We start from the raw sequence: 26,487 nt of genomic DNA, 5'->3' as shown, positions 1-26,487 counted from the left end.
GATGTACACCGGGATCATGGTTTCACCGTGGGTGGCGTAGGAGGTGCCCGCGGCGGTGAACGCAGCGGTGGCCCCGGCCTCGTTGATCCCCGGGTGCAGGATCACACCCTGGGCGGATTCCTTGTACGCGAGCATCAGTTCGCGGTCCACGGAGAGGTAGTTCTGCCCGTTGGGGTTATAGATCTTCGCGGTCGGGAAGAAGGAGTCCATCCCAAACGTCCTGGCCTCGTCCGGGACGATGGGTACGATGCGGTGCCCGAAGTCCTTCTCCCGCATCAGGTCTTTGAGGATCCGCACGAACGCCATGGTCGTGGCCGCCAGTTGTTTGCCCGAACCCTTCTTCCCCGACGCGAAGGCTTTGTCCGAGGGCAAGGTGATCGCCTGCTGGGTGTGGGGGCGATCCGGGAGGAACCCCCCCAACTCCTGACGGCGCTCCAACAAATACTTGATTTCGGGGGAGTCGGGTCCGGGGTGGTAGTAGGGGGCGTTGTAGAGATCCGAGTCCAGTTGCTCATCACTGATCGGGATCCGTAAGTGATCCCGGAAGGCCTTGAGGTCTTCGAGGGTGAGTTTTTTCATCTGGTGGGTGGCGTTACGGGCCTCGAAGTGCGGACCCAACCCGTAGCCCTTGACGCCTTGGGCCAGGATCACCGTGGGCTGGCCGGTGTGTTCCACCGCCGCCTTGTACGCCGCATACACCTTGCGGTAGTCATGGGCGCCGCGCTTGAGGTTCCAGATCTGCTCATCCGTGTAATCGGCCACCAGCTCTTTGGTGGCTGCGGAGCGGGCGAAGAAGTGGTCACGGACGAACCCACCGGATTCGGCTTTGAAGGTCTGGTAGTCCCCGTCCAGGGTCTCGTTCATAATCCGCACCAACTCCCCGGTGTGATCCGCCTCCAGTAAGGCGTCCCATTCCCGGCCCCACACGACCTTGATCACATTCCACCCCGCACCGCGGAAGAACGCTTCCAGCTCCTGGATGATCTTCCCGTTCCCGCGTACCGGACCATCCAAGCGTTGCAGATTGCAGTTGATCACGAAAGTGAGGTTGTCCAACTTCTCATTCGCCGCTAACTGCAGCACACCACGGGATTCGGGTTCATCCATCTCCCCGTCCCCCAAAAACGCCCACACGTGCTGGTCGGAGGTGTCCTTGATACCGCGGTTGTGCAGGTACCGGTTGAACTGGGCCTGGTAGATCGCGTTCATCGGCCCGATCCCCATCGACACGGTGGGGAACTGCCAGAAATCCGGTAAACACCGCGGATGCGGGTACGAGGGCAACCCGTTGGGGGCGTGGGTCTTCTCCTGCCGGAACCCATCCAACTGCTCCTCCGTGAGCCGGCCCTCGAGGTAGGCGCGGGCGTAGTTACCGGGGGAGGAATGACCCTGGAAGAACACCTGATCCCCGCCCCCGGGATGGTCAGGTCCGCGGAAGAAGTGGTTCAACCCCACCTCATACAACGTCGCCACCCCCGCGTAAGAGGAGATATGCCCGCCAACGGAGACTTCCGGGCGTTGAGCGCGGTGGACCATCACCGCCGCGTTCCAGCGCAGGAAAGCCCGGTAGCGGCGTTCGATCTCCTCATCACCGGGGAACTCGGGTTCTTGATCCACCGGGATCGTGTTCACATAATCCGACGTCGTCACCATCGGCACACCCACCGAATGCGTGCCCGCGTGCTGCAACAACGCCCGCATCACGTACTGCGCCCGCGCGGTACCCTGCGCCTGGATCAACGCGTCAAACGACTCGATCCACTCCTGCGTCTCCTGAACATCAGCGTCCTGAAGATTATTCGTCAACCCACTCAAAATGTGGTGATTGCTGTCGGAAGACACGAGAACCTCTCTATCGTCAGCTCCGTGTCACGGGATCCCCGGTGTCGGAGCGGTGTGTCAGGCGGCGGGTGCTCGGACAGGCCGATGCCGTCGTCCTTTCATCGTGTCACACGCGATGGCGTCACCGGCAGTGACCACACCGTTTCACGCGTCACACCGCCTGCGCCGGGCCGCCACGAGTGTGGAACGTGTCACAAGTCACCCGATTCGCCCCGCGGTTCGTGGTGTGGCTTGAACGCGGGGACAATCCAGTGTTGTCTTTATTACGCACCGTTGACATCCCCGTCACGGTGAGGGTGAGGTCCGGCAGCGTCGTTGAGCCGACGGTCCGGCCCCGCGCGAGACAGCAGTGAAGGAGAGTTACGGTGAGCGAGGCGAAAGCCCCCGAGGAGAGCATTGCGGCGCAACTGAATCTGAACGACGGCGACTACGTCCAGGAATTCGGTTACGACGACGATGTCGACGCGGATCTGCGCGAGCGGATCGAGGACGCGATCGGCTCGGAGCTCTTCGACGAGGACGCCCAAGAGGTCGTGGACGCCGTCGTGCTGTGGTGGCGTGACGGGGACGGCGATCTGGTGGACGAGCTCGTGGACGTCCAGACCACCCTCGACGACGGCGGTGTCGTGTGGTTGCTGACGCCCAAGGCCGGCCGCCAGGACCACGTCTCTCCCGCTGACATCCAGGAAGCGGCCTCGACCGCCGGTCTGCACGTCACGAGCGCGGCACGGGTCTCCCCGGACTGGTCCGTCTCCCGCCTGACTCCCAAACGAAATTTCTGAGCGCGCGCCGCGGCGCTCCCGCGCGGCAGGAAGGGCTCTCATGAGTGCGATCGGATCCACCGCGCCGGACTTCACCCTCCAGGACCGTCACGGCGAGTCCCGCTCCCTGGGCGACTACCGGGGTGCGCCGGTCGTGCTCGTGTTCTTCCCCTACGCGTTCTCGCCGATCTGCACGGACGAGTTGTGCCATCTGCAGGATCACGCGGACATGTTCGATGAGTTCGACGCCGTCGTGGTGTGTATTTCCACGGACAGCCACTTCGCATTGGACGCGTTCGCGCGGCAGGAGTCCTACGACTTCCAGATGCTCTCCGATCACTGGCCCCACGGGGACGTGGCCCGCCGCTACGGTGTCCTGGACGAAGACGCAGGGTGCGCCCAGCGCCACACCATCACCATCGACGCCCGCGGGATCATCCGTGACGTCAGCTCCGCCGACATCACCCAGGCCCGGGAATGGGATCGACTGCGGGGCGTCCTCGAGAACCTGCCCCGGTCCTGATGCCCCTGCGAGTACTGCGCGCCGGTTACGGCGCACCGGTGGACGAGAGCCTCTTCCCCGATCCCCATGCACTGAACGCCCGGGACGGTCTGCCGCGCGTTCTCGAGGTGCTACGGGGCAAGCAGATCGCGGTGCTCACGGGCGCGGGGGTGAGCACCCCGTCCGGGATCCCCGACTACCGCGGCCCGGGCGCCAAACCTCGTTCCCCCATGACATACCAGGAGTTCATGGGCAATGTGGCGAGTCGCCGGCACTACTGGGCCCGTAACCAGTACGGCTGGCACTTCGTGGCCCGGGCACAACCGTCCGCCGCCCACGAGGCGCTGGCCCGGCTCGAGGCCGCCGGTCTGGTGGACGGGATCATCACCCAGAACATCGACCGGCTGCACCAGAAAGCCGGCTCCGTGGCCGTGGTGGACCTGCACGGCACCTACGCGTGGGTGTTGTGCACCTCGTGCTCGTCCCGGTTCCCCCGGGAACAGGTCTCGCGCTACCTGGACGAGTTGAACCCCGGGTTCTACGACGGCATGGCCTCGGCGGACGACATCGAATACGCCCCGGACGCGGACGCCACCGTGGAGCACACCGGCGGTTTCCGTGTGTGGGACTGCCCCGTGTGCCAGGGGGTGCTGAAACCGGATGTCGTGTTCTTCGGGGAGAACGCGCCGTCGCACCGCGTGGCCCTGGCGCGGCGCATGGTCGCGCGGTCCGAGGCGCTACTCGTGGCGGGATCGTCGCTGACCGTGAACTCCGGACGCCGGTTCGTGCGGCAAGCAGACCGAGAGGGGATCCCCGTGGTGATCGTCAACCACGGCGTCACCGGAGGGGACTCGATGGCCACCGTGAAGGTGGACGCTCCCGTGGGGGAATTCCTCGCCGACCTGGGCGACCACCTGACAGCTTGATCCGAATGCGTTGAGTACTTAGACTCTCAATACGAGACCCCGAGGGTCCGCGGAGGGGAAGCCGCGGTCACCTTCGGGGTCTCACCCATTTCCAGGGCGGGTCGGTACCGTCCCGAGCGCGGAGGATCTCCACGGCCCGGGACGGGCGTCCGTCACTTCACGGGGTCGATGACCGGCTTGGCGGCCTGGGCGTCTCGGCACTGCTGGGCCCACAGCGCAGCACCCACGATGCCGGCGTTGTTGCGCAGCGCGGCGATCTCTACCGGTGTCCGCAGTTCGAGGTAGGGCAGGAACTTCTCCGAGTTCTTGGACACACCGCCCCCGATCACGAACAGGGACGGGGAGAACAGGAACTCCACGTGGGAGAAGTACCGCTGCAGCCGCTTCTTGGCCCACTTCTTCCAGGGCAGCTGCTCGCGTTCCCGGGCGGCGGCCGAGGCCTTGGTCTCGGCATCGAAGCCGTCGATCTCCAGGTGACCGAGCTCGGCGTTGGGGACCAGTTGGCCGTTGAGGATCATCGCGGAACCGATCCCTGTGCCCAGGGTGATCACCATGACCAGGCCTTCCTTGCCCTTGCCTGCGCCGTAGTGCGCTTCGGCGAGCCCGGCGCCGTCGGCGTCGTTGAGGGCCTCGACCTCACGGCCCAGCGTCTCGGTCATGAGAGCATCCACGTTCGTGTTGATCCACGACTTGTCCACGTTCGCCGCGGACAGCGCCACCCCGTTCTTGATGATGGCGGGGAAAACGATGCCCACGTGGCTGTCCGGGGCCGGGGCCTCGGGGCGGGACTGCAGTTCGTCCACGATCTGCTTGACGACGCCGGCCACGGCTTCCGGCGTGGCGGGCTGCGGCGTGGGGATGCGGAACCGTTCACCCACGAGTTGGCCGGTGGCGAGATCCACGATCCCACCCTTGGTGCCGGTACCACCAATGTCGATTCCGATGCCACACTGCGATACGACACCCTGCGGAGTACCTGAGCTCATGAACGGTCCCTTCGGTTCACGGTGGAAACTATGCGGAGGTGGACGCGACGCAGCCCGCCCCGTCGCTCGATCTTACGGGAGGGTGAGGATCTCCACGCCGTCATCGGTCACGACCATGGTGTGTTCGAACTGTGCAGTGCGCATCTTGTCGTGGGTCGTGATGGTCCAGTCGTCGGACCACTGGTCCCACGTGATGGAACCGAGGGTCAGCATGGGTTCGATCGTGAAGATCATTCCCGGGACCATCTCGGTGTCGTAGGACGGGGCGGCGTCGTAGTGCGGGACGATCAGACCCGTGTGGAACTCGCGCCCCACGCCGTGCCCGGTGAAGTCGCGCACGACCCCGTAGTCGAACCGCTTGGCGTACTTCTCGATGACGCGCCCGATCACGTTGATCTCACGCCCGGGACGCACGGCCTTGATCCCGCGGTTCATCGCCTCGTACGTGCGTTCCACGAGCAGGCGGGAGTCCTCGTCCACGTCACCCACCAGGAACATGGCATTGGTGTCCCCGTGCATGCCGTTCTTGTACGCGGTGACGTCCAGGTTGATGATGTCCCCGTCCTCGAGCACGGTGGAATCGGGGATGCCGTGACAGATCACCTCGTTGAGTGACGTGCAGATGGACTTGGGGAACCCGCGATACTCGAGGCACGAGGGGTATGCCCCGTGATCACACATGTACTCGTGCGCGATCCGGTCCAGTTCATCCGTGGTCACGCCGGGCTTGGCCTCCGCGCCTGCGGCCTGCAGCGCACGGGCGGCGATCCGGCCGGCCTCGCGCACCAGCTCGATCTCTTCGGGGGTGTACACGTTGGAGGCGTGACCCTCGTTCGCGTCCCGGCGTCCCACGTACTCCGGCCGCTCGATCCCGCCCGGGACGTGGCGCCGCGGGGTGAGGTTCCCGGGGCGCAGCGCGCCGCGCGGTGCGGTGGATCCGGGTGCTGGTGCGAGATTGTGCGTGGTCACGATGGGTCATTGCCTCCTGCGGCGATCGCGGGCGTGTTCGTGCTGTGAGGCGTCAAGGCGCCCCGAACACCTGGTTCAGCAACTAGCCTAATCCTTGAGTCCCGGGCCCGTCCGGCCGGGAAGGTTCGCGACCCCGCCGCGGGGCGGGTGTACGGCGCACGGCGCCGCACAGGGAGGAAGATCATGGCCGAGTACTGGTACAACCTCTACACCAAGCAGGTCGAGGAAGGCCCCAAGGACGACTACCGCAAGCTCATGGGCCCCTACGCGACCCGCGAGGAGGCCTCGCGCGCCCTCGAGCGCGCCGCGGAGAACACCAAGCGCTGGGACGAGGAGGACGCCGCGTTCAAGGGTGACTGACCCTGTAGGGCCGGGCGGCGACGTCGCCCGGTCCCATTCTGGTTCGGGGCGACCCGGGCGTCACCCCCGGTAGGAGTGCTCCTCGGCCGGGAACGCACCGGAGCGGACGTCGGCCACGTAGCCGCGCACGGCGTCGTCGGCGACCTGAGCGAGCTGCGCGTACTGCTTGACGAAGCGCGGCATCTTCCCGGTGCGCAACCCCAGCATGTCCTGCCACACGAGCACCTGGCCGGTGGTCACATTCCCGGCGCCGATCCCCACCGTGGGGATCCGCAGCTCGTCCTCCACTCGTGCCGCGGCGTCCGCGGACACCATTTCCAGGACGACGGCGAAGCACCCGGCGTCCTGCACGGCACGGGCGTCGCGCAGTAGCTGCTCCCCGGCCTCGCCGCGGCCCTGGATCCGGAACCCGCCCAGCGCATGCTCGGACTGCGGGGTGAATCCGACGTGACCCATGACAGGGATCCCAGCGCGCACCACGGCGGCCAGGTGCTCCGCGAGCGCTTCCCCCGCCTCGATCTTCACGGCGTGCGCGCCGGACTCCTTCATGATCCGCGCCGCGCTGCGCACGGCCTGATCCGGGGACTCCTCGTACGAGCCGAAGGGCAGGTCCACGACCACGAGGCTGCGCTGTACGCCGCGCACGACCGCGGCGGAGAACGTGATCATGTGCTCGAGCGTGACCGGCAGGGTGGACTCGTGTCCGAGCACCGTGTTGCCGAGTGAATCACCCACGAGCAGGACGTCCACGCCGGCTCGGTCGAAGATCCCCGCGGTGAGCGTGTCGTAGCTCGTGAGCATGGAGAACTTCTCCCCGGCGTCCTTGGCACGTTGCAGGTGCAGGGTCCGCACGCGGGCGATCTGGGCGAGGGATTTCTCGGCGGGGGAACCGGACGAAGGCTGCGTTTCGCTCATGGTGTCAGGGTACCGGCCGGTCGGGCCCAGGGGTTCCGGGCGGGGAGCGGCACTGGCTCGGCGACCCGATCGCCGTGCGGACCGGGGCGGGAACACGCAAGCGGACAGATGGGGGAGACGGGCGCGGGGAACGCTGCTGCGACCGATACAGTTGTGACGTGGCTCGTCCCGGGCATGACCCCGGCGCCTGAGCCCGCAGCCGCTGTGTCACACGCCCCAGGAATCCGAGGTGGACCCATGGACCGTCAGCAAGAATTCGTTCTGCGCACCATCGAGGACCGGGACGTCCGGTTCGTCCGGTTGTGGTTCACGGACGTCGTGGGAACCCTCAAGTCCATTGCGCTGGCACCCGCTGAGGTGGAGGCCGCGTTCGAGGAGGGCCTCGGGTTCGACGGCTCCTCGATCGAGGGGCTGTCGCGGATCTTCGAGTCCGACATGCTCCTGCAACCGGATCCCTCCACGTTTCAGTTGCTGCCGTGGCGCGGGGAGGACGAGCCGACCTCCCGGATGTTCTGCGACCTGAAGACCCCGGACGGTGAGCCCTCCGCGGCGGATCCCCGCGGGGTTCTGCGCCGCGTGCTCGCCAAGGCCTCGGACATGGGCTTCACGTGCTACACCGCTCCCGAGATCGAGTTCTACCTGTTGCGCTCGCCCGAGCTGGACCCGCGCACCGGCGAACCCGTACCGGTGGACTACGAGGGGTACTTCGATCACGTCCCGGGGGGAGTGGTCCAAGACTTCCGCCGCACCGCGGTGAACATGCTCGAATCGGTGGGCATCTCCGTGGAGTTCTCGCACCACGAGGCCGGACCGGGTCAGAACGAGATCGACCTGCGCTACGCGGACGCGCTGCAGACCGCGGACAACATCATGACGTTCCGCACCGTGGTGCGCGAGGTGGCCCTGTCCCAGGGGATCTACGCGACCTTCATGCCCAAGCCGTTCTCCCGCCACCCCGGCTCGGGGATGCACACGCACTTCTCCCTGTTCGAAGGGGACACCAACGCGTTCTACGAGGCCGGGGCCGAGTTCCGGCTCTCCGAAACCGGGCGGCACTTCATCGCCGGGCTGCTGCGTCACGCCCCTGAGTTCACGTCCGTGACCAATCAGTTCGTGAACTCCTACAAGCGACTGTGGGCCGGTGACGAAGCGCCGTCGTACATGTCCTGGGGCCACAACAACCGCTCGGCGCTGGTGCGTGTGCCGCTCTACAAGCCGGACAAGGTGCAGTCCTCCCGGATCGAGTACCGGGGGATCGACTCCGCGACGAACCCGTACCTGTCCTACGCCGCGCTGCTGGGGGCGGGGCTCAAGGGGATCGAGAACGAGTACGAGCTGCCGCCCGTGGAGATGGACGACGTGTTCGCCATGAGCAGCGCCGAGCGCCGCGCCGTGGGCCACCAACCCCTGCCGGGCAGCCTCCACGACGCGATCCGGCTGACCGAGGAATCGGAGTTCATGGCGGAGCTGCTGGGCGAGCAGGTCTTCGAGTACTTCCTGCGCAACAAGCGCCGCGACTGGGATCAGTACCGCCAGGAGGTCTCGCCCTACGAACTGCGGACCAACCTGGGCATCCTGTAGGGGCAGACCATGACTGACACCCCGGGTACCGCCAAGGAGCGCGCGGAGAAGATCTCGGCCAAGCAACTGATCTCGATCGGTTTCGCGGACGTCACGAATGCCCGGCGCTGGCTGGGGTTCCGGGAACTGGACGGCGTGGACTTGTCCGCGCTGCTCGCGGGACTGGCCCACGCGGCGTCGCCGGACGTGGCGCTGCAGCTCATCGTGCGGCTCATCGAGAACCACCCGGAGGTCGCGCGGCGAATCAACGGGGACCCCCGAGAGTCCGAGACCATGTTCCGCTTGCTGGGTGCGTCCGAGGCGTTGGGGGAGTTCCTGCTGCGCGCCCCCGAGAACCTGGACCTGCTGGACATCCCGCCCGTGGACGAGCCGAGGGCGGACCGCGCGGAGGTCTTCCGTGCGGCGCTGCTCGAATCCGTGGGCGCCGATCCGCAGGCGGACACCCCGGTGGCATCGCTCACGGGACAGGACGCGCACAAGGCGTTGCGCGTGGCCTATCGCCGCGGGCTCGCGCGCGTGGCCGTCCGGGACGTCGGGGCCGTGGACCCGGTGGCCTACATGCCCGCCGTCGGCCGGCAACTCGCGGACCTCGCCGGGGCCGCCCTCGAGGCCGGCCTGGCGGTGGCGCGCGCTCACGCCGCCGAGCGCTGGGAGCCCGCCCTCGTGGAGCAGGTACGGCTCGCGGTGATCGGCATGGGCAAGTGCGGCGCCCGAGAGCTGAACTACATCTCGGACGTGGACGTGGTCTACGTCGGGGAGACCCGGGCCTCCGATGCCGGGGACACCCCGGACGAGAGCACGAGCACGGAGATCGCCACCGAGATGGCCCACACCCTCGCGCAGGCCATGATGGCCGCCGGTCCCGAGCCGGCGTTGTGGGAAGTGGACGCGAACCTACGGCCCGAGGGCAAGGACGGGCCGCTCGTGCGGACACTGGACTCCCACGTGCGCTATTACAAGCGCTGGGCCAAGTCCTGGGAGTTCCAGGCGCTGCTCAAGGCCCGGTGCGTCGCGGGCGATCAGGACCTCGGGCGGCGCTACGAGGCGGCCATCGCGCCGTTCATCTGGTCATCCGCCGAGCGTGAGGGCTTCGTGGAATCCGTCCAGGCCATGCGTCGCAGGGTCACGGAGAACATCCCTGAGGCGGACCGGGACCGGCAGATCAAGCTCGGACCCGGGGGACTGCGGGATGTCGAGTTCACGGTGCAGTTGCTACAACTCGTACACGGACGCTCGGATGAGACCGTCCGCACGCGTGCCACCACCGAATCCCTCGCGGCGCTGAGCGCGGGTGGCTACATTGGCCGCGCGGACGCCGAGGAGTTCGGACTCAACTACCGATGGCTGCGGTTGCTCGAGCACCGGATCCAGTTGTTCCGCATGCGGCGGACGCACCTGATGCCGCGCGACGAACGGGAACTGGCCGTCGTCGCCCGGTCCGTGGACGGCGCCGCCGAGCGCACGCACCCCACGGCCCAGAAACTCGTGAGCGACTGGAACGCGGCCAAGCGCTCCGTGCGCAGCATGCACGAGCGGATCTTCTACCGTCCCATGCTCGCGGCGCTCGCCAACGCGCCCGCGGACACCACCCTCACGACCGACGCCGCTCGGGACCGCCTCGCGGCACTCGGGTACCAGGACACCAAGGCCGCGATGCGACACATCGAGGCCCTCTCGCGCGGCGTGAGCCGGCGAGCCGAGATCCTGCGCACGCTGCTGCCGGTGCTGCTCGACTGGCTCGCTGAGGGCGTGGACCCGGACGCCGGTCTGCTCAACCTGCGCAGGGTGTGCGAGGCCCTGGGCAACACACCCTGGTTCCTGCGATTACTGCGGGATTCCAACGCCGCGGCCGAGCGGTTGTGTCACATCCTCTCGAGTTCTCGGTACGTCTCGGACCTGCTCGAAACCTCTCCCGAGGCGACGGCGTGGTTGGGCGACGACTCCCAGCTGGCCACCCGGTCCCTGGACGAGCTCGTGTCACAGATGCGCGCGCAGGTCGCTCGGCACCACGACCCGGGCGAGGCCATCCGGGCCGTGCGCCAGATCCGGCGCCGCGAACAGTTGCGCATCGCGCTCGCGGACACGAGCGGCGTCGCCAGCGTGGAGACCACCGTGACGGGTCTTTCGGACGTGGACCAGGCCACCGTGATGGCCGCGCTGTACCTTGCCCGCACCGAGTACGCGGCCGAGCACGACGGCGCTGTCCCCGCCGAGGTGCTCGTGATCGCCATGGGGCGCCAGGGCGGGCGCGAGATCGGTTTCGGCTCGGACGCGGACGTAATGTACGCGTACGCACCCGCCCCGGACGCGGACCCCGGGGAAGCGCGCAGTGCCGCGGAAACCGTGCTCAACCGCATGGTCAAGCTCCTGAAACAACCGTGCACGCCGCCCGTGGTTGCCGAACGGGTTCTGGAGATCGACAACGACCTGCGTCCGGAAGGGCGCTCGGGCACCATGGTGCGGTCGGTGGCCTCGTACGCCGAGTACTACGAGCGCTGGGGTCAGACATGGGAGTTCCAGGCCCTGACCCGCGCCCGGTACATGGCCGGTTCCGAGGACGTGGCCCAGGCGTTCTTCCGTGTGGTGGACCGCTTCCGGTACCCGGCCGAATTCACGGACCGTCAGCTCGTGGACATCCGGCGCATGAAGGCGCGCGTGGAGAGCGAGCGGATGCCCCGCGGGGCAGATCCCACCCGGCAGGTGAAGCTGGGCAGGGGCGGGCTCTCGGACGTGGAATGGCTCGTGCAGTTGCTGCAGCTGCAGCACGCGCACGAGGTCCCCGAGCTGCGCACCACCTCCACGCTGCCCGCGCTGAACGCCGCGGTGGCCGCCGACCTCGTGGGCCCGGAGGACGCCGCCGTACTGGAGCACGCGTGGAAACTTGCCACGGACATCCGCAACGGCAACGTCCTGCGCTCCGGGCGGGCCTCCGATTCCGTGCCGTCACGCCGGGTGGACCTCGAGGCCGTGGCCCGGTGGATCGGCTACGAACCCGGTTCCGCCGCGCAGCTCGAGGAGGACTACCTGCGGATCACCCGGCAGTCCCGCTCGGTGTTCGAGCGGTTGTTCTACGGCCGCTAGTTCTGCGCCCGGCCGTTCGTGCCGTCCTCGTAGGCCGCGTCCCGCGAGCCCACCTGACGCGCGACCGACAGGTGCCCGCCCAGGTAACCGCCCAGGCCGGCGGCGGACATGCCGCCCAGGGCGAGGACGCGCCCCAGCCCGTGGCGTCCGGTGCGGCGGGCCACCCACGAGGCGAGTTGCAGACCCGTGGCCAGGCCGTTGGACCCGGCGTGGATCACGGCCACACGTTTGTCCCGGTTCTGCAGCCCGTGGTACTCGGCCCATCCGGTCAGGGCAGATGGCACCGCCGAGAGGACACCCACGCCCGTGAGCACCCGCGCGGCACGGGCGGAGTCACGGCCACCCATGAGGTCGAGCACGAGCGCGCTCATCCACGTGCCCATGGGCACCTCGATGAGCAGCGGGTGCAGCGCGTGGCCCACCTGCTTGCCCTGCAGGAGGTCGCGAACGGTCGGATTCCCGGCCACGGCGGTGGCCACGGAATCGGCCGAGCCCACCAAGGGGTCCAGGGCACTGCTGCCCTCGACCGTTTTCATCAGGGGAGTCAGGGGGCTCTCGGCATTCGAGGCGGGGGATTGGGTGGACTCGTTCATGGTCGGTCCTCTCAGATGTGGGATGTCCCGCCATCCTCGCACCCCGCGGCGGGGAATGCACCCGCCCCTCGGGGTGTCCCGGTCCTGCGTGGAGTGAGCCAGTCAGCCCGGCGCTGCTTGCTCCAGTAGACCCGCCCGCTTCAACTGAGCAAAAGTAACCCGGGGCGCCCCTGGGCTGCTTTTGCTCCACGGGATTTTCGGTGGAACGGGCCTGGTGAGTGGTGCCCCAGGAGGGAGTCGAACCCCCGACCAAGAGATTAGAAGGCTCCTGCTCTATCCACTGAGCTACTGAGGCGGGTCGCCGAAGCGACGACTCAGTTTAGCAACGCCTCCGAGCCGCTCGCGCACGTGAGTTGCTCCGCCACCCCGTGCGGTCCGGGCTGCACAGATGGCCGACGTCGCCCGGCCGGGCATCGGGCTCTCCACACCTCCTTGAACGGACCGCCGACGCCGCGTCCCACGCGTCACGCTGGGCTCACCCCGATGCGGGGTTCACCCCTCACCCGCCGGCCTTCGGGCCGCGGGTGACCAAATGAAGGAGCACCCCATGAGCGAACACGTGACACTGCGCGGATTCGTGGGCAAGGACCCGCAGTCGCACCTCTTCGACGACGGCACGATGGCCGCCCGCTTCCGCCTGGCCACCACGTCCCGCCGTTTCGACGCCGCCACCCAGACGTGGCACGACTCCGGCACCAACTGGTACTCGATCCGGTGCTTCCGCGCCCTGGCCATGCACGTCATGGCGAGCGTGCACTGCGGTCAACCCGTGGTGGTCACCGGCAAGCTCAGCATCAACGAGTGGCAGTCGGATTCCGGCCCGCGCACGATCGTGCAGGTGGATGCGGCGGCCGTGGGTCATGACCTGAGCTTCGGCACGGCCAACTTTGCCCGCTCGGGCGGGCGGAATCCGGGGGCCGGTACGGCAAGTGCCGCGCCGGGTGACGGACAGGGGTCTGACGACACCGGCATGGACGGCGCCGGGGAGGACTCGAACGAGAACGCCGGGACCGCCGGGCACGATCGGTACCGCTCCGCTCGGTCGATGGGACTGTCCGACGAGGGGTTCGTGGATCTCACTTCCGGGGCGGTGATCGCGGTGGGGGAGCAGGACCACACGTTCGACGGCCTGACCCCGGCCGCTCCCGACGCCAGTGCCGCGGTCGGGGACACCCTGGGTGTCACGGAGGGGATGGACGAGGACGCCGAAGACGAGTCCCGTGACGGCGCCGACCGGACGCGTGAAACCTCAGACCTGGAGGGGGCGACCACGGGTGGCTGACTAGTAGGGGGCAGGCGGTGTCGTCGTACCCGGGAGCGATTCCGGAACCGGGACCGCACGGCCGGGGGACCGCGGCGCGGCGACGCCGGGAGGTGAGGGAACGACGTCGCTCCGTGGCTCGCGCGGGTGCGGCGGCGCGGTAGCCTGGAGGGTATGGCGGAATTTATCTACACCATGAACAAAGCCCGCAAGAAAGTGGGCGACAAGGTCATCCTCGATGACGTCACCATGTCGTTCTTCCCCGGCGCCAAGATCGGCGTGGTGGGGCCGAACGGCGCAGGTAAGTCGACGATTCTGAAGATCATGGCGGGGCTGGACCAGCCCTCCAACGGCGAGGCGCGCCTGAGCCCCGGCTACTCCGTGGGCATCCTTTTGCAGGAACCCCCGTTGAACGAGGACAAGACCGTCCTGGGCAACGTGGAGGAGGGCGTCGGCGAGATCAAGGCCAAGCTCGACCGCTTCAACGAGATCTCCGCCGAGATGGCCGAGCCGGACGCCGACTTCGACGCCCTGATGGAAGAGATGGGCAAGCTGCAGGAAGAGATCGACGCCGCCAACGCGTGGGATCTCGACTCCCAGCTCGAGCAGGCCATGGACGCGCTGCGGTGCCCGCCGCCGGACGCGGATGTGAAGGTGCTCTCCGGTGGTGAGCGCCGTCGTGTGGCGCTGTGCAAGCTGCTGCTCGAGAAGCCGGACCTGTTGCTGCTGGACGAACCCACCAACCACCTGGATGCCGAGTCCGTGCTGTGGCTCGAGCAGCACCTGGCCTCCTACCCCGGTGCGGTGCTGGCCGTGACCCACGACCGGTACTTCCTGGACCACGTGGCCGAATGGATTTGCGAGGTGGATCGCGGCCGCCTCTACCCCTACGAGGGCAACTACTCCACGTACCTGGACACCAAGGCCAAGCGCATGGAGATCCAGGGCAAGAAGGACGCCAAGCAGGCCAAGCGTCTCAAGGACGAACTCGAATGGGTCCGTTCCAACGCCAAGGGCCGCCAGACCAAGTCCAAGTCCCGTCTGGCGCGTTACGAGGAGATGGCGGCCGAGGCCGAAAAGACCCGGAAGCTGGACTTCGAGGAGATCCAGATCCCGCCGGGGCCCCGCCTGGGCAACCAGGTCATCGAGGCCAGCAACCTCAAGAAGGGCTTCGGGGACCGCTCCCTGATCGACGGGCTCTCGTTCTCGCTGCCGCGCAACGGCATCGTGGGCGTGATCGGTCCCAACGGCGTGGGCAAGTCCACCCTGTTCAAGACCATCGTGGGTCTCGAACCGCTCGACGGCGGCGAGCTGAAGATCGGCGATTCCGTGCAGATCTCCTACGTGGACCAGAACCGCGAGAACCTGGACCCGGAGAAGACCCTGTGGGAGGTCGTCTCGGACGGGTTGGACTACATCAACGTGGGCAAGGTCGAGATGCCCTCGCGCGCGTACGTCTCGGCGTTCGGCTTCAAGGGCCCGGATCAGCAGAAGAAGGCCGGCGTGCTCTCCGGTGGTGAGCGCAACCGCCTGAACTTGGCGCTGACGCTGAAGCAGGGCGGCAACCTGCTGCTGCTGGACGAGCCCACCAACGACCTCGACGTGGAGACGCTGGGCTCCTTGGAGAACGCACTTCTCGAGTTCCCGGGCTGCGCCGTGGTCGTCTCCCACGACCGGTGGTTCCTGGACCGCGTGGCCACCCACATCCTCGCGTGGGAGGGCACCGAGGAGAACCCCGACCGCTGGTACTGGTTCGAGGGCAACTTCGACGCGTACGAGGAGAACAAGGTGGAGCGCCTCGGCGCCGACGCTGCCCGCCCCAAGCGCCTCACGCACCGTCGTCTCACGCGCGACTGACATTGGCGCCACCGCGGGTCCTGTGCCCGCACCGGCCCGGCGCCCCCGGCCACCGCACGCGCGGTGACCGGGGGCGGCGTCGGTTCGGGAGCGGGCCGGACCGCGGTGTCCGTGGACCGCTCTGCCCCGGGTGAAACCCATGAAGCCAGGCTCGTGCGACCGCCCGGTCAGCCCACAAGGATGCGGCGGCTCGCAACGTCAGCCCCGAATCGACTGCCGGTCGTGCTCAGCGGGACTCGGTGAGCCCGTCAACGCGAAGGAACGCCAACTGCCCGGTCTTCCCCGGTAACCGGATGGTCGGGCCGAGCTCGAAACCCGTGGCGATGAGTCGGGCCACGGCCCGGTCGTTGGACACGTCCGGTTCCGCCACGATTCGTCGGGTGCCGCAGCGTGCGAGCTGCGCGATGATGAGACGCCCGAGTGCCGCGGTGAGTCCCGGGCGGCGGGTGCGCACGGGCGCCAGCAGGACATGCACCCCCAGGTCCCCGGGTTCCACCCGATACGTCGCGCCCACCGGATCGGCGTGGGGCTCGTAGCTCTGGAAGATACCCATGGGGGTGCCGTCGAGTTCCAGGAGCCACGCATGATGCGTGGGCGAGGCATCCAGGTACTCGTACACCTCGCGCACCCGCTCGCGGGTCCACCCCGTCATGCCCCAGAAGCGGGCTCGCGGCGCACGGACCAATTCGTGGATCACGGCCGCGTCCCGCCCCGGATCCACGGGCCTCAGCGTCACGCGCGGGCCCGGCGCGGACTGTTCCGGTAGCGGTGGCAGTGCGCCCAGGTCGATGGATCCACCGGACGAGCCGGCCGGACCGGCTGGACCCATCGCGCCGGACCTCCCCACGGAACCAGCCGGAACCCATGGCAGAGCGTGATCCATCTCCCCGCGCGACCACCGGTGCAGCGGCGGTTCCGTGCACTCGCCCCGGGCCACGGGGTCGGGTGTGATCCACCATGACGCCGCGGGGTCGGCCAGATCCCACAGCACCCGCGCAGCGGGGACACGCACGCACGCGGGTCCCGTGCCCGGTAGTGTCCCCGCCGCGAGCAGGCAGTCCGCGTCCCCGCCCACGGGAACGGGGTCCGCCGCGGTCAGGGCCGGGTCACTGCGCCACGGGGTGTAGACATGCAGTGCGCCCCACGGCGGGAGCGCCGTACCCGGGTGCTTGTGGGCGACCCGTTCGAGGGCCGTCCTGGCGCACCAGCGGACGTCCACTCCCAGGTCAAGGCCGTGACGCACGATGTTCTCCACCGCGAGTCCCACTCGTCCGGGCCCGTGCAGGAACGGGTCCCACACGGTCGGCATGCCTGTGGGTCCCGAGAGCACCGATAGCGGGGTGGTCCGCATGAGCTCGTGAACGAACGCGTCCCGCCACACGGCGAACAACGACGCTGTCCAGGACCCCGCCGCCATCGACCCGTCCCAGTCGAGCAGCGCCGCACGGACGGAGTCAGCCGCCTCCGCCGATGCATTCGTCGTTCGGGAATCCCCCTTCCGTTGCGATGCCGCACCGGCCGCCGACGGCGCCCCCACAGGTCCTGACGCCACGTCCAGCTCCGGCGCCGTCCGCACCGGCCCCGTGGAACCCACCCGCGCCACGGTGGCGACCGGGTCCGACACGGCGGTCGGAGACGCGTCCGCGAACAGCTCCCTCAACAGCGGGGGCCAGTGCGGAGCGGCGGTGTCCAGCTGGGCCGCCAACAGGTCCTCATGACGCACGGCACCGTGTTCGGCCACGGCAGCGTCGAGCAGGTGCGTTGCCCGCCGGGCCCGGTGCGGGGGCGCGCACGCGAGCCGCGCGGCCGAAGCACAGGGGTCCGAGGGGCGCTGATTGGCGCGCACGGTGATCCCGTGCAGCGGTCGGGACGGTTCGGCGGCCCCCAGGAACGACCCCGTGACCGTGTGTCGACATGAGCCGTCGCGGTCCGCGGCCACCACGTCGTTGCACGGCACGGCCCACCCGGACACCGCCTCCATGACGTCGTCCGCTGTGCGCGCCGAGAGCAGCTCACGACATGCGGAGAACGCCCGCGCAGGGTCCGCCGTGGGCGCGGGGAACATCACGGTGACGGTGGTCGCGGTGCCGGGCACGGCGGCGTCGAGCACTGCTTCCGCCGCGGGAGTGCCCGGCAGCACGAACCCCGCCGCGCACGAGCGGAGCAAACAGGCCCGTTCGACGCTGCCGCGCGCCCGCAGCACCACCGAGCGGTGCTCGAGCCGTTCACCCGTGGTCGCGAGGTACCACGCGCCGTCACGGTTCTCGACAGCTAGGTCCGCAATGTGTTCCGTCGTCGTCATGGCGGCCGTAATGGCCCACGCGGCGCTTTCGGTGCGCCCGAAGTGCGGGACCCCTGGCAACCCCACGAGCGCGAGACCCCGCACCCGGACGTCCGGTGTGGAGAGGCACACGGGCTGATAGGGCCCCGACTCCTCCACGACGCGGTGCGGGTCCGCCGCGAGCAGCGGTGCGCCGCTCGCGGACAGCTCGCCCGGAACGAGCCACGCATTGGATCCGGCCGCCGCGGGGGATTCGGCATCGAGCACGGGGACCCAGGTGTCGCCGAGTTCGCGCCGCACGCGGCGTCGCCACAGCTGCTCGGGGAGACTCCCCGTGAGCAGGTGCGCATCGAGGTGCACGGCCATCGGGGTCCAGGGGTCCCACGGCCGCACGGTCCGCTCGGCGAGACCGAGCTCGCGCACCTCGGGGGTCCCGAGCCAGGTCTCGGCCAGTGCCTCGCTGATCCCGCGCGCGTACGCGGCGAAGAACTCCCGGTCCCGCGCCGACGCCGCGTCCCACCACCGTCTGGCCGTACCGGGGACGTCCGCGGCCAGGGTGAGGTGATCGCCGTCGAGCCCGTCCGGTCCCACGAGCTCCGCCGAGCGCCCCTCGGCGCGGTGACGCAGCACCTCCACGTGCCAGGCCCTGTCCACACCGGTCACGTAGCCGTGGCCGTGTGCCAGCGCGGTGAGATCGTCCGCCTGCACGTGGGGCACACCGAAGGGATCGCGCCACAACCGCCAGCCGGGGCCGGACCGTTCAGGGCCGGGCCGCCCAGCATCAGACTGCTCAGAACCGGTCCGCGCGGGGGCAGAGAGCATGACACTCCGTGACCCGCGAGAGGCACGCCCCGGCTCAGCACCGTCGGTGCGCGCTCCCGCGGATCCGCCGCCGGAACACCGTGCGCTCACGACGCGGGGCCCGCATCAGGGGAGCGGAATGCGGCCAGCGGATTGTTCAACCGACCGGCGTAGGTCAGGGACGCCGACTGGTCGGCCAGATCCACCATGCGCTGCGGGTTGCGCAGTTGCAGCCGGTTCAGGCACGAGTGGGCGAAGGTCTCCCGGAACAGGTCCAGCTCGCGCCAGTGTTCGGGGAAGCGCTCGCGGTGCTCGTCCAGGACCTTGGCCCCGAGCGCCCAGAACTCCTGTTCGGGGAGCACGCCGGAGGTGTGCAGGAGCACCGCGAGGTGCCGCAGGACGCCGTCGACCACGTCCGTGTGGATGGACAGCTCCCGCTGCTCCGGCTCCACCACGGAACGGATGCGTTCGATCCCCTCGGGCAGGGGCCGGTCGCTGAGCACCGCGACTTCCTCCCCGATGTCCTTCCAGAACGCACCGACCGGGAACCCGTCGCGCAGGCGCAGGATCACGTTTTCGCTGTGGGGCATGAGCGCGATGTCCTGGGACAGCAAGAGGTGCGCGACCGGGACCAGGTACACGTCGAGCAGGGCGCGCACCCAGTCCCTCGCGGTGACTCCCGAGCGCTCGATCCACGCTTCCGCGAGGGGCCGCCCGGCGCAGTCCCGGTGCAACACCCCGGCCAAGCTGGCGGTGTGCTCCCCGGGCTCGAGCATCGGCACCGGGGACTCACGCCACAGCGCAGCCAACTGTTTGGTGTGGTCGGAGGCCACACCGCTGCGGTGGTGGGCATCCCCGGTGTAACCCACCGCGGCGTGCTCGCGCAGCACCCGGATCCCGCGTGCGCGCAGGAACGGATCCTCCCGGGTGATCCCGTGCAGCCAGTCACTCACGGCGGGCATCGTGCGCATGTAGGCGGGGGAGAGTCCGCGCAGGAACCCCATGCTGTGCACCCCGAGCGCGGTCTTGGCGTAATCCCGCGCCGGGTCGCTCACGTCCAGGAACGTGCGCACGGACTGTTGCGCGCGCCACTCGTGCTCACTGCGGCCCACCAGGATCAGGTGGCGCCGCAGCACGTCCGGGAGCATCCCGGGCAGGATGCGGTGCTCCCACTGCCACGGGTGCACCGGGAGGAACGTGTACTCGTCCGGGTCCTCGCCGGCCTCGGTCACCGCCGCGCGGAAACGGTCGCGCTCACCGGCGGTGAGGTGCCGGTCCTCATGGTCACGTTCGTTCACGTGCTGCCCCAGGGACACGGTGCACAGACTGCGGCGCGCGGCGAGCCACGTCAACCGGGCGGGGTATGCCGCCTCGGGAGCCCATGACGTCTGTTCGGACGCACCCATGCCCACCCGGCCCGAGCTTGCGACGAATCCGGGGTGTCCCCGGTCCAGGAAACGTTCCACTTCGGCGAGGTCCGCGGTCGCCAGTTCCGCGGCGGTCGGTGCGGGTACGGCACGACGACGCGCCATCGAGTACATGGTTGCGGACAGGTCCTCGAGGTACAGCGGGAGCATCTCGTCGGTGAGTCCCAGGACGTCCTTGAGGTCCAGCACGGCCTGCTGGGCGTCCGGTTCCTCGCCGGCGTCCCCGGGGATGATGCGCCGCACCGAAGCGGGGTCCACCTCCCAGTGCTCGAGCGGGTGCCGGGTGGCCTCGAAGTACCAACTCGGGCGCCCGGCGGCGTCGGCCACGGTCCAACCGTCGCCGTGCGGGGCGGGATGCAGCAACCGTTCGTGACTGAACTCGGAGAACATCTTGGCGAGCACGTCCCGCTGCAGTCGCCGTGCGGCCCGGCGGTCCAGCCGGGGCTCGGGCGTCGGGGCGACGTCCCGCTGTTCATCGGGGATGCGGGTTTCGACGACGGCGCTCATCGGGTCACCTCCGCGCGCTCGGCCACGGAGGCTTCCGTGTCTGCGGTCCGTACGTGGTCCTGCGGTCCGTCCCCGCGGACGACGACGCTCACGCACGCGGTCTTCTCCGCCAGGTGGCACTCGCCCACCTCACGGAACCCGGCCCAGCGGTTGATCGTGCGGATCCGCTCGTTGCGGACGTCGGGTTCCACGAGAACGCGCTGCACCGCGGGGTCCGACCACAGCAGGTTCAGCGCCGCCGCCATCACGGCTCGCGTGGTCCCCGGAACCGGACGGGACGTGGGTGCCACGAACAGGTGCAGACCGGCGTCGCCGTCGCGGACCGGCCACACCGCGGCCAGGGGGCTGCGGGCGGGGTCGTACGTCTCGAGCAGCGCGAGCGGGCGGTCGTGTTCGCTGACGATCCAGGCGTCCTCTGCGTCCGCCGCGGTCATCCTGTGGTACTCCCGGGAAATCGTCTGCTCGTCCGCGCCCACGAGTCCCCACGCGTGCGCACGCGGGGAACTCAACCACGCGTGCAACAGCGCCGCGTCCCCGTCCGGGTCCACCGGCCGCAGCGTGAACGCGCGCCCGAGAGCGCGGGTCTCGAACGCGCCGTCGGGCCTCACGGCGGGGGCGACATGACGCTGGGGGACGTGGCCGAAACTCTGGAACGTCGTGTGGTCCTCGGTGATGTACGGTGTGCGGCCCGTGACGTGCGCGAGCACATGCGCGTTGCGCAGCGGTCCCATCCCCAGGTCGGGTGCCGTGAGCGCATGCGTGTGCTCGCCGTGGTTGAGTACGTGCACGGTCCCGTCCGGGCTGGCCCGGTGGTACCGGTCGGGGCTGAGCCGCCCTGAGGCGTCGAGCGAGAGCTGGTCCCGGACCGGTGCGAGCCAGTCCGGGGCCGCGGACCGGTAGCCCGTGGCCGCGACGACGGCATCGGTCACGGTCTCGCGCACGTGGTGGTTTTCCGAATTGTGCCAGCGCAGGACGGTGCGCCCGGCCTCGTGCCACGCGTCCACGAGTTCGGTGGCCGCGACGAGGCGCACGGGCGGGGCGTCCGGGTCGTTGCGGCGCACGTACAGGGCCTCGTGGATCGCGTCGATCGTCGCGTCCGAGATGCCGCGGTGCAACTGGGGTTGGGACGCGTTGAGCCGGTCCCGCTCGGCCTCCGGGAGGGACCGGAAGTGGTCGAGGTAGTCGGGCGACGTCAGTTCGAGGCTGAGCTTGGAGTACTCCATGGGGTAGAACCGTGGTGAACGGGTGAACCAGTCCACGGCCGGCCCGCCCGGGGTGTGCAGCAGGTCCAGGAACACCTCCGCGGCCGACTGCCCCGAGCCGATCACGGTCACGTGCTCCTCACTCACCAGGGTCTCCCGGCGGGACAGGTACTCACTTGCGTGCACCGTGGTGCCCGGGACGCCGGACAGTTCGCCCGGCGTGCGGGGGACCGTCCCCGTGCCCACGACCAGGTGGCGCGCCCACCACGAGTGCTCGACGCCGCGGGCCCGGGCCGTGACGCGCCACGGACCCTCACCCGTCGGGCGGGTGACCTGGGTGACCCGGTGTCCCCAGTACACCCCGCGGACTCGCTGCGCGGCCCACCGGCAGTAGGCGTTGTAGTCCCGCCGCAGCGGGAAGAAGGACTCACGGACGTAGAACGGGTACAGCTCGCCGGTCTCCTTGAGCCACTGCAGGAACGAGAACCGCGAGGTGGGATCCGCCATGGTCACGAGGTCCGCGAGGAACGGGACCTGCAGCGTGGCGTCGTCGAACAGCAACCCGAGATGCCAGTTGAAACCGGGGGCCGCGTCCAGGAAGGCGGCGCGGACGTCCGGCAGAGGGTCGGTGAGGCATGCGAGTCCGAGTCCGAACGGGCCCACCCCCACGCACAGCAGGTCCAGGGGGTCGTCCAGGGTGCCACGCTGAACGGTGCCCGGGGCGTCAGTGGGAGTCGACGCGGCGTCCGACGGCGTCGATCCCTGGTCCGCGGGCCTGGAGTCGTCGTGTGCCGGTTCGGTTCCGTGCCGACGGCCGGGGTGGGATGCGGTCGTGCGGGGGGTCATGCGCGGGCCTTTCCGGTGCGATCGTGGGCGGTGAGGGACAGGGCGGTCTCGTGGATGAGGTCCAGGACCTCCCGGACGTCGTCGAGGGTCGTCTGCGGGTTGAGCAGGGTGAATTTCAGGCAGGGACGCCCGGCCACCTCGGTCTCCGCCACGGTGGCGCGGCCGGTGTCCCACACCGCGCGGCGGATCGGGCGCACCCAGCGGTCCGCGGTCTCATCGACCGCGTCCGGGCCGTTCCCCGTGGTGGAGGAGGCGTGTGCGGCGGAAGAGGCGTGCGCGGCAAGCGGGGCCCCCGCGGCGTCGTCGTTCCCCGCATCCGGAGGTGTCCAGCGGAACAGCACGGTGCTCAGGGACGGGTCGCACACGAGCTCGAAGCGCGGGTCCGAGCGCAGCTCGTGGGCCACACGCGCCGCGAGGTCGATGACGGCGTCGAACATCGCGCCGATCGCGTCCGGGCCCATCGTGCGCAGCGTGACCCACAGCTTGAGCGCCTCGAAGCGGCGCGTGGTCTGCAGGGAGCGGTCCACCTGATTGGGTTCGGGGGTGTCCGCCGGGTTGAGGTACGCGGCGTGATGCGCGCAGTGGCGCAGCGTGTGGCCGTCCCGCACGATCACGGCGGAGCACCCGATGGGCTGGAACCACGCCTTGTGGAAGTCCACGGTTACGGAGTCAGCGCGGTCGATCCCGGCGAGCCGGTCGCGGCGCGTGGGGGAGACCAGCAGCGCGCCGCCGTAGGCCGCGTCCACGTGGAACCAGACCCCGTGCTGCGCACACACCTGCGCGACGTCCTCGAGCGGGTCGATCGCGCCGCGGTCCGTGGTGCCCGCGGTGGCCACCACGGCCATGGGGGTCAGCGACTGGGTCGCGAGGTCCGCCAGCACTCGACGCAGCGTCGGCACGGACAGTGCCCCCGCGGCGTCGACCGGGACCGGGACCACGCAGTCGTCGTCGAGTCCCAGGATCCGGGCGGCCGTACTGACCGAGAAGTGGCTCTCCGCGCTCGCGAGGATGCGCAACGACGCCGCTCGCACCGGCCGCGGGGCCGCGTGCGGGGTGCGCGCGGAGCGTTCGAGGCATTCGTCGCGGGCGAGCATGAGCGCCTGCAGGTTGGAGGTCGTCCCGCCCGGGGTGAACATGCCGTCTGCGGCGGCGGGGAAGCCGATGCGCCGCGCCGTCCACGTCAGCAGCGAACGTTCCATCACGGTCGCCGCCTTGGACTGGTCCCACGTGTCCATCGAGACGTTGACGGTGGCGGCCAGGGTCTCCGCGGCGACCGCGGGCACCGCCACCGGGCAATTGAGGTGCGCGAGCGTCCGGGGGTGATGGAACCACACCGCGTGGCGCAACCACGTACGGTCGAGCTCGTCCACCGCGGCGCCGAAGTCGTGCAGCGGGGTGTCCAGGTCGATCCGCGACAGTGCCCGGTCGATCTCGTCGTGGCTCGCGGGTTCGTGGGGTTGTCGCGCGCCGGCCAGGCGCGCCGCACCGGCGGCCGCGGCTGCGGTGACATCGCGCATGAGGTCCGTGACGGTGTCCGCGTGGAGCAGGGATGAACTCATGGAACGGTTCGGCTTTCGTTCGGGGGCACTCGGATGCAATAAGCTACACGGTGGTAACCAATTACTGATAGGTTAGGCTAACCTAAGATTCAGCACTTGTGTACCGCCCGATCCACCCCGGAACAAGCAGAACTGCCTCGCGACCTGCCGGTTCCTTCCGGGCTGGTGTCCCGTGACCCGCCCGCCGAACGAGGAGAACGCCCGTGCCCCACTGGGAACGTCTGGCCGTCCGAGCCCTCGGGGCTTCCGAGACCGTGCTCACGGTGGTGAGTCGCCGCGACGTGGGCCCCACCTACACGCGCATCACCGTGCGGCACGAGGGGTTCCTCGCGCGCCACACGCCGTTCCCGACCATGTGGTTGCGGTTGTGGTTCACGTCCCGCGGCAAGGACCACCAGCGGGCGTTCACGGTGGTCGACCCACGCCCGGACGAGGGCGTCTTCGACATGGAGTTCGCCCTGCACGACGGCGCCTCCTCCGACTGGGCTCGCACGTGCGCACCCGGCGACACCATCCGGGCGTCGCTGCTCGGCAGCACCCCGCCCTGGCCGCCGCGCAGGACACCGCGCCGCGGTCACGGGGCCGAACCCGCTCCGGGGCTCGATGCCGATTTCCCGGGACGCACGGTGCTCGTGGGCGACCCCGCGAGCTTGCCCGCCCTGAACTCCATGCTCCCGCTGTTGGGAACCCACGACGTCGAGGTGTGGTTCGAGTACCGCGACCCGCGCGACGCCGACCTGCCCCTGGCCGCAGCGAAGCGCCACCAGGTGCACACGGTGCACCACATCGGCGCGGGGGAGGACGTGGCCGCGGCCGTGCTCGCGCACTGGGAGACGCATCCGCCCGCACCGGGGGACCGGTACTGGATCGCTGTGGAGGCGCAGCAGAACCGCCTGCTGACCTCGGCCCTGCGCACCCGCTACGGCGTGCCCCGCACACACATCGACGCCACCGCCTACTGGAGGAACGTATGAGCACCATGACCCTGTCCGCGCCCGCGGGGATCGGCACGAACCGTGGGTTCTGGGGGCTGCTGTGGGCGCTATACACCACGCAGTTCATCGGGGCGGCGTTCCTGTCCACCGGCCTGGTGGGCATCCTGCGCGACGGCGGCACGGACCTGGGGACCCTGGGCGCCCTGCAGCTGCTCGCCCTCGTGTGGCCCGTGAAGTTCCTGTGGGCACCCCTGATCGATCGGTGGGCGCCGGGCCGGGCGCGCGGGCACTACAGGTCGTGGTTGCTCGTGCTGCAACCCCTCATGGTGCTCGCCCTGCTGGCCATGGCGGTGTTCGCCGACCCGCAGGACGGTCTGAGGGTCCTCGTGATCCTGGCCGCGGCGTTCGTGCTCTTCTCCGCGACGCAGGACATCGCGGCGGACGCGCTGTCCGTAAGGGGTCTCGATCGCTCCCAGCACGATCTCGGTGCGGGGGTCCAGGTGGGGGCGAGCTACATCGGGACCGTGATCGGCGGCGGATTGGCCTTGCTGATCTACGACGCATGGGGATGGCGGGCCGCGGTGATCGCGCTCGCACTGTGCACCGCGGCCGCGATGGTCCCCGTGCTGCGGCACCGGGAACCGGAGCGCGCGGCCTCGAACGCGCAACCCCGCGGGCTCTCCGGGATGTTCGGCATGCTGGCTGCACCGGGGGCCAAGGCCTGGGCGCTCGGTGGTGTCCCCCTGGTGACGTTCGGCTCCGCAGCCGTGTGGTCCCTCGTGACCCCGGCACTCGTGGACGCGGGGTGGTCACTGGCCTTCATCGGCGCGGTCACCTCCATGATCGCGGCGGCGCCCGCCCTGGCCGCGGCACTCCTGGGCGGCCGGTTGTGCCGACGGCGCGGGCGCGGCGTCACGCTGTTGCTCGGCGCCGGGATCCAATTGCTCGGTGGGGTGTGTCTGGCACCCGTCGTGTGGCCCGGTGCGGGCGTGGACCAGTGGCTGCAGGTGCCGCTGGGCGTGGTGGGAGCGTGCGGCGTGCTCGCGGGCTACACCGTGATGAACACGGGCATCTACGCGGTGAACCTGGACCTTGCGCGTCCCGGGTGCGCCGGCGCCGACTTCACGCTCCTGAGCTCCATCGGCATGCTCGGCGGGAGCGTCGGTGCGTGGGCGGCCCTGTTCCTGGCCGGCATGGCCGGCTACGGCGCGTCACTCGTGTTCGGACTCGCGGTGTCCGTGGCGGGCGTGATCGTGTGTCGGTCGCACCCGCTACTCGCACGCCGCGCGTGAGGG

The 26,487-nt window shown here is 69.5% G+C and carries 19 protein-coding genes and 1 tRNA gene; 10 read left to right on the top strand and 10 right to left on the bottom strand.

The genetic code is table 11. The features are described from left to right. On the bottom strand, window positions 1–1,842 hold a 1,842-nt coding region (gene aceE, locus IE157_RS07740), incomplete at its 3' end, for a pyruvate dehydrogenase (acetyl-transferring), homodimeric type (RefSeq protein WP_193519628.1). A gap of 365 nt (window positions 1,843–2,207) precedes the next feature. Between aceE and IE157_RS07735 the strand changes: the two genes are divergently transcribed. The 3 genes from IE157_RS07735 to IE157_RS07725 are packed head-to-tail and all read left to right on the top strand — an operon-like array spanning window position 2,208 to window position 4,031. Beyond that, window positions 2,208–2,624, top strand: a complete 417-nt coding sequence (locus IE157_RS07735; RefSeq protein WP_193519627.1) for a DUF3052 domain-containing protein — start codon at window positions 2,208–2,210, stop codon at window positions 2,622–2,624. Window positions 2,625–2,664: 40 nt separating this feature from the next. Then, window positions 2,665–3,126, top strand: coding sequence for a redoxin domain-containing protein (locus tag IE157_RS07730; protein ID WP_098054971.1), 462 nt, complete (start codon window positions 2,665–2,667; stop codon window positions 3,124–3,126). Then, entirely contained in the window at window positions 3,126–4,031 is a 906-nt protein-coding gene (locus tag IE157_RS07725) for a Sir2 family NAD-dependent protein deacetylase (RefSeq protein WP_082943447.1), read from the top strand. The genes IE157_RS07730 and IE157_RS07725 overlap by 1 nt, the downstream gene beginning before the upstream one ends. Window positions 4,032–4,183: 152 nt before the next feature. On the opposite strand, the gene ppgK is transcribed toward IE157_RS07725, so the two are convergent. Then, on the bottom strand, window positions 4,184–5,017 hold the full coding sequence (gene ppgK / locus IE157_RS07720; RefSeq protein ID WP_064847240.1) for a polyphosphate--glucose phosphotransferase: 834 nt from the start codon (window positions 5,015–5,017) through the stop codon (window positions 4,184–4,186). 72 nt (window positions 5,018–5,089) lie between these two features. Next, on the bottom strand, window positions 5,090–5,986 hold the full coding sequence (gene map / locus IE157_RS07715; RefSeq protein ID WP_193519626.1) for a type I methionyl aminopeptidase: 897 nt from the start codon (window positions 5,984–5,986) through the stop codon (window positions 5,090–5,092). Window positions 5,987–6,169: 183 nt separating this feature from the next. On the opposite strand from map, the gene IE157_RS07710 reads away from it, so the two are divergent. Further along, window positions 6,170–6,346, top strand: coding sequence for an SPOR domain-containing protein (locus IE157_RS07710; RefSeq protein WP_144930816.1), 177 nt, complete (start codon window positions 6,170–6,172; stop codon window positions 6,344–6,346). Window positions 6,347–6,406: 60 nt separating this feature from the next. Here the strand turns inward: IE157_RS07710 and panB are convergent, their stop codons facing one another. After that, a complete protein-coding gene (gene panB, locus IE157_RS07705) occupies window positions 6,407–7,261 on the bottom strand; it encodes a 3-methyl-2-oxobutanoate hydroxymethyltransferase (RefSeq protein ID WP_098054977.1) in 855 nt (284 codons plus the stop codon). 237 nt (window positions 7,262–7,498) lie between these two features. Between panB and IE157_RS07700 the strand changes: the two genes are divergently transcribed. Continuing rightward, complete coding sequence (locus IE157_RS07700) at window positions 7,499–8,842, top strand: glutamine synthetase family protein (RefSeq protein ID WP_035962238.1); 1,344 nt, start codon at window positions 7,499–7,501, stop codon at window positions 8,840–8,842. A gap of 9 nt (window positions 8,843–8,851) precedes the next feature. After that, window positions 8,852–11,923, top strand: a complete 3,072-nt coding sequence (locus tag IE157_RS07695; protein ID WP_193519624.1) for a bifunctional [glutamine synthetase] adenylyltransferase/[glutamine synthetase]-adenylyl-L-tyrosine phosphorylase — start codon at window positions 8,852–8,854, stop codon at window positions 11,921–11,923. Here the strand turns inward: IE157_RS07695 and IE157_RS07690 are convergent. Beyond that, window positions 11,920–12,516, bottom strand: coding sequence for a DUF2231 domain-containing protein (locus IE157_RS07690; RefSeq protein WP_193519622.1), 597 nt, complete (start codon window positions 12,514–12,516; stop codon window positions 11,920–11,922). The two genes, IE157_RS07695 and IE157_RS07690, sit on opposite strands and share 4 nt — an antisense overlap. Before the next feature lie 219 nt (window positions 12,517–12,735). Continuing rightward, a tRNA-Arg gene (locus IE157_RS07685) sits at window positions 12,736–12,811 on the bottom strand. 252 nt (window positions 12,812–13,063) lie between these two features. Between IE157_RS07685 and IE157_RS07680 the strand changes: the two genes are divergently transcribed. After that, entirely contained in the window at window positions 13,064–13,798 is a 735-nt protein-coding gene (locus IE157_RS07680; protein WP_193519620.1) for a single-stranded DNA-binding protein, read from the top strand. A gap of 153 nt (window positions 13,799–13,951) precedes the next feature. After that, window positions 13,952–15,634: an energy-dependent translational throttle protein EttA gene (gene ettA / locus IE157_RS07675; protein WP_035962235.1), complete on the top strand. Its 1,683-nt coding sequence runs from the start codon at window positions 13,952–13,954 to the stop codon at window positions 15,632–15,634. Between the two features lie 226 nt (window positions 15,635–15,860). Here ettA and IE157_RS07670 read toward each other — a convergent pair whose 3' ends face one another. From IE157_RS07670 to IE157_RS07655, 4 genes are all read right to left on the bottom strand, one after another. Beyond that, the gene (locus tag IE157_RS07670) at window positions 15,861–18,632 is read right to left on the bottom strand and encodes a GNAT family N-acetyltransferase (RefSeq protein WP_404820609.1); all 2,772 of its coding nucleotides are present in this window, start codon (window positions 18,630–18,632) and stop codon (window positions 15,861–15,863) included. Between the two features lie 191 nt (window positions 18,633–18,823). Then, window positions 18,824–20,650: an IucA/IucC family protein gene (locus IE157_RS07665; RefSeq protein WP_193519616.1), complete on the bottom strand. Its 1,827-nt coding sequence runs from the start codon at window positions 20,648–20,650 to the stop codon at window positions 18,824–18,826. Beyond that, window positions 20,647–22,698 carry a GNAT family N-acetyltransferase gene (locus IE157_RS07660; RefSeq protein WP_193519614.1) on the bottom strand — a complete coding sequence of 684 codons (2,052 nt, stop codon included), beginning with the start codon at window positions 22,696–22,698 and terminating at the stop codon, window positions 20,647–20,649. The genes IE157_RS07665 and IE157_RS07660 overlap by 4 nt, the downstream gene beginning before the upstream one ends. Further along, window positions 22,695–24,257 (bottom strand): pyridoxal phosphate-dependent decarboxylase family protein, encoded by a 1,563-nt coding sequence (locus tag IE157_RS07655; RefSeq protein ID WP_064847264.1) that lies wholly within the window; start codon window positions 24,255–24,257, stop codon window positions 22,695–22,697. Before IE157_RS07655 ends, IE157_RS07660 begins: the two co-directional genes overlap by 4 nt. A 203-nt stretch (window positions 24,258–24,460) precedes the next feature. On the opposite strand from IE157_RS07655, the gene IE157_RS07650 reads away from it, so the two are divergent. Both IE157_RS07650 and IE157_RS07645 read left to right on the top strand, forming a co-directional pair. Then, window positions 24,461–25,231, top strand: coding sequence for a siderophore-interacting protein (locus tag IE157_RS07650; protein ID WP_318281384.1), 771 nt, complete (start codon window positions 24,461–24,463; stop codon window positions 25,229–25,231). Further along, a complete protein-coding gene (locus IE157_RS07645; RefSeq protein WP_193519613.1) occupies window positions 25,228–26,484 on the top strand; it encodes an MFS transporter in 1,257 nt (418 codons plus the stop codon). Before IE157_RS07650 ends, IE157_RS07645 begins: the two co-directional genes overlap by 4 nt. Window positions 26,485–26,487: the final 3 nt, after the last annotated feature.

The sequence above is a fragment of the Kocuria marina genome, from assembly GCA_014652975.1.
In the GTDB taxonomy this organism is placed as follows: Bacteria; Actinomycetota; Actinomycetes; order Actinomycetales; family Micrococcaceae; genus Kocuria; species Kocuria marina.
Note: the sequence above shows the minus strand (reverse complement) of the source record. Positions and strands in the feature narration are given on the sequence as shown.

What these genes read in the sequence shown, in the direction of transcription:
- IE157_RS07730 (WP_098054971.1), top strand. Translation starts at nt 2,665, where the DNA reads ATGAGTGCGATCGGATCCACCGCGCCGGACTTCACCCTCCAGGACCGT.
- ppgK (WP_064847240.1), bottom strand. Translation starts at nt 5,017, where the DNA reads ATGAGCTCAGGTACTCCGCAGGGTGTCGTATCGCAGTGTGGCATCGGA.
- panB (WP_098054977.1), bottom strand. Translation starts at nt 7,261, where the DNA reads ATGAGCGAAACGCAGCCTTCGTCCGGTTCCCCCGCCGAGAAATCCCTC.
- IE157_RS07660 (WP_193519614.1), bottom strand. Translation starts at nt 22,698, where the DNA reads ATGACCCCCCGCACGACCGCATCCCACCCCGGCCGTCGGCACGGAACC.
- IE157_RS07725 (WP_082943447.1), top strand. Translation starts at nt 3,126, where the DNA reads ATGCCCCTGCGAGTACTGCGCGCCGGTTACGGCGCACCGGTGGACGAG.
- IE157_RS07690 (WP_193519622.1), bottom strand. Translation starts at nt 12,516, where the DNA reads ATGAACGAGTCCACCCAATCCCCCGCCTCGAATGCCGAGAGCCCCCTG.
- IE157_RS07655 (WP_064847264.1), bottom strand. Translation starts at nt 24,257, where the DNA reads ATGAGTTCATCCCTGCTCCACGCGGACACCGTCACGGACCTCATGCGC.
- IE157_RS07695 (WP_193519624.1), top strand. Translation starts at nt 8,852, where the DNA reads ATGACTGACACCCCGGGTACCGCCAAGGAGCGCGCGGAGAAGATCTCG.
- IE157_RS07665 (WP_193519616.1), bottom strand. Translation starts at nt 20,650, where the DNA reads ATGAGCGCCGTCGTCGAAACCCGCATCCCCGATGAACAGCGGGACGTC.
- IE157_RS07700 (WP_035962238.1), top strand. Translation starts at nt 7,499, where the DNA reads ATGGACCGTCAGCAAGAATTCGTTCTGCGCACCATCGAGGACCGGGAC.
- IE157_RS07710 (WP_144930816.1), top strand. Translation starts at nt 6,170, where the DNA reads ATGGCCGAGTACTGGTACAACCTCTACACCAAGCAGGTCGAGGAAGGC.
- IE157_RS07645 (WP_193519613.1), top strand. Translation starts at nt 25,228, where the DNA reads ATGAGCACCATGACCCTGTCCGCGCCCGCGGGGATCGGCACGAACCGT.
- ettA (WP_035962235.1), top strand. Translation starts at nt 13,952, where the DNA reads ATGGCGGAATTTATCTACACCATGAACAAAGCCCGCAAGAAAGTGGGC.
- IE157_RS07680 (WP_193519620.1), top strand. Translation starts at nt 13,064, where the DNA reads ATGAGCGAACACGTGACACTGCGCGGATTCGTGGGCAAGGACCCGCAG.